This is a genomic window from Streptomyces sp. NPDC015139, assembly GCF_043079785.1.
Classification (GTDB): domain Bacteria; phylum Actinomycetota; class Actinomycetes; order Streptomycetales; family Streptomycetaceae; genus Streptomyces; species Streptomyces albidocamelliae.
On record NZ_JBIBUW010000049.1, the window covers coordinates 1 to 9,484 of the forward strand.

A 9,484-nucleotide genomic window follows, 5' to 3' on the forward strand; every position below is an offset into this window, starting at 1 on the left:
TCCGCCGCTACATAATCTGGCGGAACAAGCACGCCGCCGACGAACACCTGCGCAGGGTCGTGAACAGGGCGAACGTTGCTTGATGCGGCACTAGTAGGTAGGGCTTGGTGAACGCGAGGTCGGGGTGGAACTCGTCGGTGAACTTGTAGCCGGGGCCGCCGGTGCCGTTGCCGAGGGGGTCGCCGCCCTGGATCATGAAGCCTTCGATGACCCGGTGGAAGACGGTGCCGTCGTAGAGCGGTTCCGTGCTGGGCTGGCCGGTGTTCGGGTCGATCCACCGCCGCTCGCCGGTGGCGAGTTCCACGAAGTTCTTGACGGTCTTGGGCGCGTGGTTCGGCAGCAGCCGGACCACGATGTCGCCCTTGTTGGTCTTCAGCGTCGCGTACAGCTCTTCCGCCATCGCAGTCCTCCGTGTCGTTGCCGGCCTGGCCAGTGTCCTGGCCGGTCGAAGGGCCCCGGGGCGACGACACGGGATCTCACCCGCACGGCGGGCGCCGGCGAACGAACATCCCGACCGGAATCAGTGCGCGGTCGGCTGCGAACCCGGGACACCGCGTGCTTCTCCCCTCTTTTGCGCAGGGCGCCTGATCGTGTGTGAGGGGCTGGACTGGGGGAACCCTGCGTGGCGCGGCGGACCGCATATGCCCCGTGCTTTGTGAAAGTAACCCACCTTTTGGGTGCTTGTCGGTGCGAGGTAAGGGCACCTGGTGGCCAGGAGGTTGATAGCTATGGTTCCCCTGCTTCTGGTTCTTCTTCTGGCTCTGATCCTCTTCGGTGCGGGCTTCGCGCTGAAGGCGCTGTGGTGGATCGCGGTGATCGTGCTCGTGGTGTGGCTGCTGGGCTTCGTCGTCCGGCCCGCGGGCAGCGGCGGCCGCAAGGGCCGCTGGTACCGCTGGTAGACGAAGAACGCCAGCGCGAGGAGCGCGCCACGCGAGCTGAGTGGGCCCGGCCGTCACGGCCGGGCCCACTGGCGTAAGTAGGCGCTCTGCTGGGGTGGTTGGGAGGGATCGGGCGTATCGGGCGCGCCGCAGGGTACGTGAGTGATGCATCGGCCCCGCGGGCCCAGCAGTGGAACCCTGCTCCTCCTGTCTGCGGGGCCGCTGCACGCGCCGTCTGCTGCAGGCGCCGGCCGGACCGGCTCGGGCAGCCGACCGGGAGGTCAGGGCTGTACCAGGCGGTGCAGTGCGAGTCGGGCGAGGGGCGCGTAGGCGAGCAGGACGAGCTGCGGGCCGTACATCGTCAGGCTGGTGGTGCTGCCGCGGCCCTGGGGCCTTACCTCGTGGTGGAGTCTGATCTGGATGCGCCCCAGACGCACCCGCCATGTCCAGGCGCGGCGGTCATGATCGACCGCTTCCACGACGAAGGCGGCACGGATGCCGGCGACCGATTCGACCGTGCCGCTCATCCCGGGACTCAGGCGGCGGCCCACACAGTGGACCGCCTTGATCTGCGGGGACCAGGAGGCCCACTGGTCGACGCCGGCGTAGCGCTGCCAGACCGTATCGGGGTCGGCCGCGCCTTGGGCGCTCAGCATCACGCGTGCCATGACAGACCGAAGAGCTGCCGTGGCAGGTGCGGGGGAGGAGCGGGTGTCATCGGACTGATCCTGACGTTCGGCGAGGGCCGTGCCCGTGGTCTCATCCCAGCATTCCGAGCGGCACGGCGGCTGTCTCGGTGAGGTGCGGCAACGGGAGCAGGACGAGCCGTGCGCTCGGTCGTACGGCAGCCTGCAACGAGGCACCCGGGTGGTGGCCGAGCTGCTCGCTGTCTCCCGGCGGACGGTGGAGCGCTGCCTGCGGGACCAGATCCTCCGGTGCCGCGCCGGCCTCGCCGCGCGCCTGGCCGGTGTCATCCGCGTCGGCGCCGGCGCCGGCGGTCCCCCGAGCGTGAGCAGGCCCGACGGCAGGCCGCCACCAGCCCCGCAGAGCGGGGCGGTGCCGCTGGTCGGCTCGGGCTGGTACCGGCTGGGGCGCCCGAGGGCGGGCGTTGGGCGCGTGTCGAGTTCCGGTGCTCTCCGTTCCTCACATCCGGGCGTTTGGCCCGGTACGCGGCGCTCTGGGGGGTGCGGGCCCGGCAGGGTGGCGGTGGCGATGAGGTCCCGGTCGTCGGGGCCTTACCGGACGTGAAGGAGCACGATGCGAGGCTTGAAGGCTCTGGGGGCGGGCGCGCTGGCGGTGGCCCTGGTGTCGGGTGTCGGGTGGGCGGCGCAGGCATCGGACAGCCAGGCGCCGGCGAAGCCGGAGGCGGCCCGCGCGGCGGCCGCGGTGGTCGACGGGTACCAGGTGGTGAAGCTGCCGAACGCGAACGTGCCGAACTTCCAGCGGCGGACGGTGTACTGCCCGACCGGGAAGGTCGCGGTCGGCGGCGGCGCGGAGGCGCAGGGCGCTGACGCGATGCTCGTCGGCTCGTTCCCGACGGACGACGGACGCGGCTGGATCGCCCTGGGGCGGCAGAACGCGTACAGCAGCGTCGGGATCTCGGTGTACGCGATCTGCGCCAACCGCTGACCACCCTCTCTGCTGCGCCCCTCCCCTCCGAGCTCGGAGGGGCGGGGCACCGTGCTGTTTGGGGTGGCCGCTTCCCGGACCTCGACGCGACGCCGCTCCGGGCCCCGAGTTCTGGGGCCTGACTTCTGACGCCCGACGTTCGGGGGGCACGACAGGACTGCGATGCATCCGGATCCGGGACATGAACAGCTGCCAGCATCCCAAGCGGCGCCCCTGGGTGCCCCGCTCTCGCGGCCGATCACACCTCCCCGGGGCACACTGCCGCCGGACTGGCTGACCGGCCGACAGGGGGCCCCGCCCGACGCCTAATAGGTCGTCGTCCAGCGCTGGGAGTCGCCTCCGGTGCACGTCGCGGTGGAGACGCGCTCGTTTGCCGTCCGGGCGAGGCACTTTCGGCTGACCAGGTTCCTGATCAGCCTGGGTTGTGTCTCATCGATCTGCCACATCGCCGCATCGTCAGCGGCGGAGCAGGGCTTCATGGTGAGTTGGCCATTGCGCAGCGTCAGGCAGAGCCCGGTCGCCTGCTGCCGCAACGCGGTGTACTCGTAGTCGTCGTTCCAGTACCACCGCTGATAGCTGGTGTGATTGCAGTTGAAGATGTATGGGCCGTAGTCGGCTCGGAAGTCCAGGCAACCCCGGTGGTCGGCAGCCTGATTCCTGAAACCGGAGGTGCGGGGTACGGCACCAGCCGGTGCACTGCTCAGGCCCACTGCGAGTGCGACGACCGCTCCGACGGCGGCAAGCCTCGGCACAAGCATGATTCCCCTTTCACTCGACGTTTCCCGCCGGCGCGATGCCGGCGGCCTGTGTTCCACGGCGTGCCCGCAGCGAGTACACCCCGCACGTTCTCCCCTCCGAGGACCATCGCCACGCGCCGCCACCGGACGTTTCCGCTCCTTGGCACGTCACGTTCACCGTGCCGGGGCGGCGTGGCTCGTCGGCGCTCTGGGGCTCTGCCGCCTCAAGGCCTGGCGGTGCGTCGGGCGGCCGCGGCGCGGGTGCGGGCGATGTCGGTGGGGTGGATGCCGTAGCCGGCGGGATCGAGGCTGATCAGGTGGCGGTACAGGCGGCGTATGCGCAGTGCCAGGTCGAGGTGGAGGCGGGGGCGTTGGTCGCGGACTTCGGCGACGGTGCGTGCGCTGACGTCCAGGCGTTGGGCGAGTGTGGTGGCGGGCCATCCGGCGCGTGCCAGGTCGGCCAGCAGGCGGGACGCTTCGGCGGCGTCGGTCAGGCCGGGGGCGGTGGGGGAGCGGCGCGTGGGGAGGGGGATGCCGAGTATGGCGTCGGCGGTGGTGCGGGCGATGTCCCGGGCCGTCAGGCTTGGTGCCGGGGTGCGCAGGAGGCGGCGGACCAGGGTGACGGACAGGCCGGCTCGGTCGGCGATGTCCTGTGCGGACATGCCCTGCTCGCGCAGCCGGACGGCCCACCGTGCGGCGGCATGTGGCGCAACGCGTGCGGCCAGACCGCGCAGGCGGTCCTGGTCGCGTTGGCGGCGGGCACGCACTGCGGCCTGGCGGCACTCGGGGCGGGTGCAGCCGTAGTCGGCGCACGATGCCTGGCCGTGACGGACGGACGACCGCCGCGGCCGACGCTGCACGAGCGGCACGGCGATGGAAGCGGACTGCTCTCCAAGAGGTGGCATGGTGATTCCTGCTGCAGGTTCGGTGTGCCGGCTTACGCTACGCGCCCTCACCGACAGAACGGCCTTGCCGGTCACCGCCTTTGGCCTTGGGGGCGGACTGGGCACGCCTGGCCCTGCACGGCGAAGACCGGCCACCGCCCCGCATTTGCAGCGTCCTTCCACGAGGGTCGGGCACAGACCTGCCGTCTGTGCGGTTCGGCCGGGGTGGGGCTCTGGAGGCGGTGTGATGGGCCCCGCGGCACCGACGATGCCTTCAAGTCGCTTGTTGGCGACGGTTGGTGCTCGCCGGACGGTGTAGCGCTGCCCGCCTCTGCGGCAGGAGAGAACCGGCCCACCCAGGAGAAGTTCCACTGTCAGGCGTGCGGCCACAACGCGCACGCTGACACCGTGGGTGCGATCAACGTCCTACGGGCCGGGCTGGTCCGTCGCGACGCCAACCCGGCATAGCGAGAAGCCCCCTCATTCATGAGGGGGAGGAGTCACTCCCAGCTGGAGCCGCCGAAGTTGGAACCGGTGTAGAAGCAGATCGAGCCGCCCGGACAGGCGGGGATCAGTCTGCCGGGCTGTGCCGCGGCCGCGTTCGTGCCAAGAATGACGGTGGCTGCCAGGGCCAACGCTGCGGCGGCTGACCAAGCAGGCAGGCGCATGCGGTCTCCTCCAGGAAGATGATCAAGGGGTGACTGAGTCTTACGGCCTGGGTGCTTTGCTCGTACCGCCGAACGAGTGAGCACCGGTGCGATGGGCTTGGCACCCCCGCGGGTGACCCCCGCCCTCTATCGGGTGGTGCTGTACCGGATTGCCTGGCGCGTCGCGCGCGCGGGCCGCTACGAAGATCACGACCACTTTCGTGATCTTCGAGAGGACCTCCGCTCGTGCGCTTCGCCCGCACCGCCGTCCTGGCCGCCGCCCTCACCACTCTCCTTGCCCCGACCACCGCCCACGCCGCCCCCACCGCCACTGTCACGGCCGCGCCCGGGGAGAGCGTGACCCTGCCCGTGCAGGACGCCCTCGCCCAGCTCCCGGTCCGCCTTGAGGACCGCACCGGGTACGTCCGCACCGCGTTCAAGCACTGGGTGGACGCCGACAAGGACGGCTGCAACACCCGCGCCGAGGTCCTCAAGGCCGAAGCCGTCATCGCGCCCGAGCAGATCAACCGCTGCTCCCTGATCGGGGGCGCCTGGTACTCGCCGTACGACGACCGCTACATCGAGGGTCCCACCGGGTTGGACATCGACCACCTGGTCCCGCTCGCCGAGGCCTGGGACTCCGGCGCCTCCGCCTGGAGCGCGGCGGAACGTGAGGACTACGCCAACGACCTCGGCGACGACCGCGCCCTGATCGCGGTCTCCGCCGCGTCCAACCGGTCGAAGGCGGACCAGGATCCCTCCACGTGGCTGCCGCCGGCCGCTGGGTACCGCTGCCAGTACGCCACCGACTGGGTCGCCGACAAGACTCGCTGGGGCCTTTCCATCGACACCGCCGAGCAGACCGCCCTCACTGACGTGCTTGCCACCTGCCCCAACGCCCCCGTCACGGTCACGCTGGCCCGTTGACACACGCGCCTTGCGGGCGGTGGCTGGCTCTGGCGTGCCGGTCTGCCAGGACGCAGGGTGTGATCATGCCAGGACAGCCACGCGTTGACCGCGGCGCCGTCTCCTCCCCGATGGCCGACTGTGCCCGCGAGCCAGCGGGTCAGGGGCGGTACATAGCGGGAGGAGAGCACCCCGCGTACCGGGCCGTCGCCGCGGGCAGCGGGACGGGGGCGGCCACAGTAGGGTCTGCCCCACCCCGTTCCAGGGGTTTGTCGGAGTGTCTGAGTCCGGCGCCGCATGATCGGCTGTCCGCAGGTTATTCGCGTGGCGGAAGGTGGACAGGTGAGAGTCCGGATCGGGTACTCGGCATGGATCGTAGGCGTGGCGCAGTTCTTCGTCATCCACTGGATTGCCGAGTCGGCTTGGGCCAGACCGTATAGCTGGGCGGGGAACAACATCAGCGACTTAGGTAACGTTCGCTGCGCTCTGCAGCCACATCCTGAACCGCGCTATATCTGTTCCCCCGAGCACGGTCTGATGAATGTCTCGTTTGCCGCCCTGGGGGTGCTGTTCGTTGTCGGTGCTGCCCTGACCGGTGATGCCCTTTGGCGCAGGGGACGGGCTCCTGCCTTGGCCCGACTGCTGCTCGCCGGTGCCGGCGTGGGATTCGGGTTGGCCGGGCTGGCACCGGCGGACGTCAACGAGAACCAGCATGTCGTGGGCGCCCTTTTCATCATGGCAGGGGGCAACATTGGTCTCGTCGTGGCGGGGTTCGGCCTGGCAGAACACGTGCCGGCTCTCCTGCGGTGGGGCACCAGCATGCTGGGAGCCACAGCGATCACGGCCTTCGGGCTGTTCCTCTCCCATCACTACCTCAGTCTCGGCATGGGAGGTATGGAACGGGTCGCCGCTCTTCCTCTCCTGCTCTGGGCGCTGACTGTCGGCGTTTTTGGCCTGATCCGTCCAGCGGGTCGTATGGAAGAGGCGATGTCGGCAGAGCGTGTCAGCTCCGCTGGTTGAGGCCTCTGGATCGTCCTCGCGGTGCCCGGCCTATTCGGCCGCCGCCTTGAGGGTGGCGCGCCAGAGCGGGCTGTCGACGTAGTGGTTGTCGTACAGCTCGGAGGAGTCCTTGATCTCCTGGGGGCTCGCCTCGCCGCGCATGACGCGGCCGAGCAGGCGCAGGTAGTCGAAGCGCGGCATGCCGGGCGTGAAGGTGAACAGTACGTCGGCCGTGGAGCCGGGGGCCGCGGCGAAGGCGTGTGGGGTGTGCGGCGGGACAAGCAGGAAGTCGCCCTCGTTCAGCGTCTTCACCTCGTCGTTCAGCAAGACCTGGAGCGCGCCGCCGATCACGAAGAACAGCTCCGAGGCCCGCGTGTGGAAGTGCGCCGGGGCCCCGACCGCGCCCTTCGCGAACGTCGAACGGTAACTGGTGATCGGGCTGCCGTCGGTGCCGCAGTCGGCCAGCAGCGTCATTGTGCTGCTCGGGTCGCTGGTCGTCTCCGCCTCGACGGCACGGGTCAGAACGGGCTTCAGCATGTTGGTGCTCATGGTGGTATCTCCCCTGGTAAGCGGCCGTTCCGGTGTTCCCTTCCGGCCTTGTGTCCACAACTCTATGACGGGAAAAGACCCATGCAGTGGTTCATTTCTGATGGGCAATCATGGGTCAATTGGCCGACGCCGGAGGGGCCATGGCCGTCGGAATCGGCTCCCTCACGGGGCCGCGACCTGCTCCTGGTTCGCAACCAGGGGACGGACCTTGGTCAGCATGAGGCGCAGGAACTGCTCGGGGTGGCGGAAGGAGGCGAAGTGGCTCGCGCCCTCGATCAGCGCGAACTCCTTGTGCGGGGCCTGCACGTCGTCGAAGAACCGCTTCGCCCGCTCGGTGGGGGTGAGGACGTCCCGGTCGCCCTGGAAGATGAAGAACGGCATGTCGAAGGCGGTGCCGTCGGCCCAGTCGTCGAAGCCGGCAGTGGCGGGGAGGACCTGCTCGGAGAGTCTCATGCCCTTGCCGAGGGCGCCGAGGTCGGCGAGTGAGTGCAACGGGGAGAACCAGAGCGACTTCATGACCACGGACTTCATGGTGGAGAACGTCAGCGGGTCGCTGGTGGCCGCGATCTTGGCGTAGGCGCCGAACTGCTCGGCGGTCCAGGTCCGCGTATCGGCGCCCATCTCTTCAAGGGCGGCGAGTTCCTTGCGCTTGCCGGCGGTGTGCAGTCGGCCGAGCAGCGCGCGGTGGGCGGTGTCGTCGCGGCCGGCGTCGTGGATGTTCTGGTCGGTGCCGACGTAGGCGGAGTACAGGTCGAGGTATTGGCGGGCCAGGCGCAGTCCGAAGGTGCTGCCGAAGGAGTTGGCCACCAGGACGACACGGTCGACGCCCAGCCTGGCGCGCACGTGGTGGGTGACCTCGACGGCGTCCTCGTACATCCGGGCGAAACTCAGCTCGCCCTGGCGGTCGGCGCCGGTGCGGCGAAGTGTCTTTCCGGTGCCGCGCATGTCCCAACGGACGATGGTGAAGTGCTTCTCCCAGGCTCGGGTATGCGGTCCGTAGATGGCGTTGGAGGCGCCGGGTCCGCCGTGGATCTCCAGCACGACGGGGTTGTCGCGGTCCTCGCCGCGGACCGAGATCCACTGCTCGATGCCCCCGATGCGCACGAACCCCTGCTCGTCGATGCCGCTGGGCGTGTCGATCCGCATCAGCCGTGCGCCCGCGGCCTGCGTGAGCCGGCGGTGGCCGAGTGTCCCGGCGATGGGCGCGGCGAGAGCGGCGGCGGATGCGATGAGAACGGCGCTGATCACGGTTACTCCCCAGAACTGTGTATCGAATACGCAATTGAGTGTATGTTATACACAGTTACGGCGGAGCGTCAATCGCCAGCCGGAACAGACCGAGGAGGGCCTGGCTGTGAGCAAGGCGAGCAGGGAGAAGAAGCGCGACCCCAAGGCGAGCCTGGCACTGCTGTGGGGAGAGCAGGAGCAGCCGCGGCGCGGCCCGAAGCCCTCGCTGACCGCCGAACGCATCGTCGCCGGTGCCATCGCGATCGCCGACGCGGAAAGCCTGGACGCGGTCTCCATGCAGCGCGTCGCCGCCGACCTGGGCGTCACCACCATGGCGCTCTACCGGTACTTCCCCGGCAAGGCCGAACTGACCGACCTCATGGTCGACACCGCCCTCGGCGTCCCCTCCCAAGCCGTCGCCGAGGCGCACGGCTGGCGCGCAGGGCTCACCGAGTGGGCCCGCCAGTGCTGGGCGCTCTACCGCCGCCACCCCTGGATCCTGACCGCCACCGCCATGCGCCGGCAGCTCATGGGCCCCAACCAGCTCGCCTGGCTCGACTCTGCACTGGACGCCCTCGCCCCCGCCGGGCTCACGGCCGCACAGCAGCACGACACCGTCCTGCTCATCATCGGCCACATCCGCAGCCTCGCCCAGCAGCTCGTCCATGCGGACGAGGAAGGCAACGAGGAGTGGAACCGGCTCGCCGGCGAAGTACTAGAGCGCCACGGACACCGCTTCCCCGCCCTCGCCGCGGCCATCGCCGCCGGCGCCTTCGACCCCCATGGCGGCGACCCACTCGACTTCGGCCTCGACCGCATCCTCGACGGCATCGCCCACCTGATCGACCACCCCTGAATGGCCGGGCCGACACCTGCCGCACCCCCCACAGACCCCCACGCCCACCAGGCAGCACGGCACCAGGCACATCGCTGCCCCGGTCGGTCAAGTCCCGAACTCGCGTGCCACGGACATCAGGGGCATGACCCCTCCCGCGGGACGGGGGTCAATGGAGGCAGAACATTTCGTT

The 9,484-nt window shown here is 69.8% G+C and carries 12 protein-coding genes and 2 pseudogenes; 7 read left to right on the forward strand and 7 right to left on the reverse strand.

Translation table 11 applies throughout. The annotated features are described in order from the left end of the window. Positions 1-83 (forward strand): annotated as a pseudogene (locus tag ACF08B_RS41205) (transposase); the annotation flags it as partial. Between the two features lie 8 nt (positions 84-91). Here ACF08B_RS41205 and ACF08B_RS41210 read toward each other — a convergent pair. Continuing rightward, positions 92-400, reverse strand: a pseudogene (locus ACF08B_RS41210) (peptidylprolyl isomerase); the annotation flags it as partial. 328 nt (positions 401-728) lie between these two features. Here ACF08B_RS41210 and ACF08B_RS41215 point away from each other — a divergent pair. Then, positions 729-899: a hydrophobic protein gene (locus ACF08B_RS41215; protein WP_199209256.1), complete on the forward strand. Its 171-nt coding sequence runs from the start codon at positions 729-731 to the stop codon at positions 897-899. Positions 900-1,159: 260 nt separating this feature from the next. On the opposite strand, the gene ACF08B_RS41220 is transcribed toward ACF08B_RS41215, so the two are convergent. Continuing rightward, a complete protein-coding gene (locus tag ACF08B_RS41220; protein WP_392322167.1) occupies positions 1,160-1,534 on the reverse strand; it encodes an SRPBCC family protein in 375 nt (124 codons plus the stop codon). Between the two features lie 601 nt (positions 1,535-2,135). On the opposite strand from ACF08B_RS41220, the gene ACF08B_RS41225 reads away from it, so the two are divergent. Beyond that, complete coding sequence (locus ACF08B_RS41225) at positions 2,136-2,507, forward strand: hypothetical protein (protein WP_392322168.1); 372 nt, start codon at positions 2,136-2,138, stop codon at positions 2,505-2,507. Positions 2,508-2,812: 305 nt separating this feature from the next. Here ACF08B_RS41225 and ACF08B_RS41230 read toward each other — a convergent pair whose 3' ends face one another. Continuing rightward, positions 2,813-3,265: a ricin-type beta-trefoil lectin domain protein gene (locus ACF08B_RS41230; protein WP_392322169.1), complete on the reverse strand. Its 453-nt coding sequence runs from the start codon at positions 3,263-3,265 to the stop codon at positions 2,813-2,815. Between the two features lie 203 nt (positions 3,266-3,468). After that, positions 3,469-4,149, reverse strand: a complete 681-nt coding sequence (locus ACF08B_RS41235) for a hypothetical protein (protein ID WP_392322170.1) — start codon at positions 4,147-4,149, stop codon at positions 3,469-3,471. 204 nt (positions 4,150-4,353) lie between these two features. Between ACF08B_RS41235 and ACF08B_RS41240 the strand changes: the two genes are divergently transcribed. Further along, positions 4,354-4,596: a zinc ribbon domain-containing protein gene (locus tag ACF08B_RS41240; protein WP_392322171.1), complete on the forward strand. Its 243-nt coding sequence runs from the start codon at positions 4,354-4,356 to the stop codon at positions 4,594-4,596. A 32-nt stretch (positions 4,597-4,628) separates the two neighbouring features. Here the strand turns inward: ACF08B_RS41240 and ACF08B_RS41245 are convergent, their stop codons facing one another. Beyond that, entirely contained in the window at positions 4,629-4,796 is a 168-nt protein-coding gene (locus ACF08B_RS41245; RefSeq protein ID WP_392322172.1) for a hypothetical protein, read from the reverse strand. 225 nt (positions 4,797-5,021) lie between these two features. On the opposite strand from ACF08B_RS41245, the gene ACF08B_RS41250 reads away from it, so the two are divergent. Together ACF08B_RS41250 and ACF08B_RS41255 are read left to right on the forward strand one after the other, a co-directional pair. Next, positions 5,022-5,702 (forward strand): HNH endonuclease family protein, encoded by a 681-nt coding sequence (locus ACF08B_RS41250; protein ID WP_392322173.1) that lies wholly within the window; start codon positions 5,022-5,024, stop codon positions 5,700-5,702. Positions 5,703-6,062: 360 nt separating this feature from the next. Next, positions 6,063-6,701, forward strand: coding sequence for a DUF998 domain-containing protein (locus ACF08B_RS41255; protein WP_392322174.1), 639 nt, complete (start codon positions 6,063-6,065; stop codon positions 6,699-6,701). 30 nt (positions 6,702-6,731) lie between these two features. Here the strand turns inward: ACF08B_RS41255 and ACF08B_RS41260 are convergent, their stop codons facing one another. Both ACF08B_RS41260 and ACF08B_RS41265 read right to left on the reverse strand, forming a co-directional pair. After that, positions 6,732-7,229, reverse strand: coding sequence for a cupin domain-containing protein (locus ACF08B_RS41260; protein ID WP_392322175.1), 498 nt, complete (start codon positions 7,227-7,229; stop codon positions 6,732-6,734). A 162-nt stretch (positions 7,230-7,391) separates the two neighbouring features. Continuing rightward, entirely contained in the window at positions 7,392-8,477 is a 1,086-nt protein-coding gene (locus ACF08B_RS41265; protein ID WP_392322176.1) for an alpha/beta fold hydrolase, read from the reverse strand. A 106-nt stretch (positions 8,478-8,583) separates the two neighbouring features. Between ACF08B_RS41265 and ACF08B_RS41270 the strand changes: the two genes are divergently transcribed. Next, positions 8,584-9,312, forward strand: a complete 729-nt coding sequence (locus ACF08B_RS41270; protein WP_392322177.1) for a TetR/AcrR family transcriptional regulator — start codon at positions 8,584-8,586, stop codon at positions 9,310-9,312. The last annotated feature ends 172 nt before the right edge of the window (positions 9,313-9,484 follow it).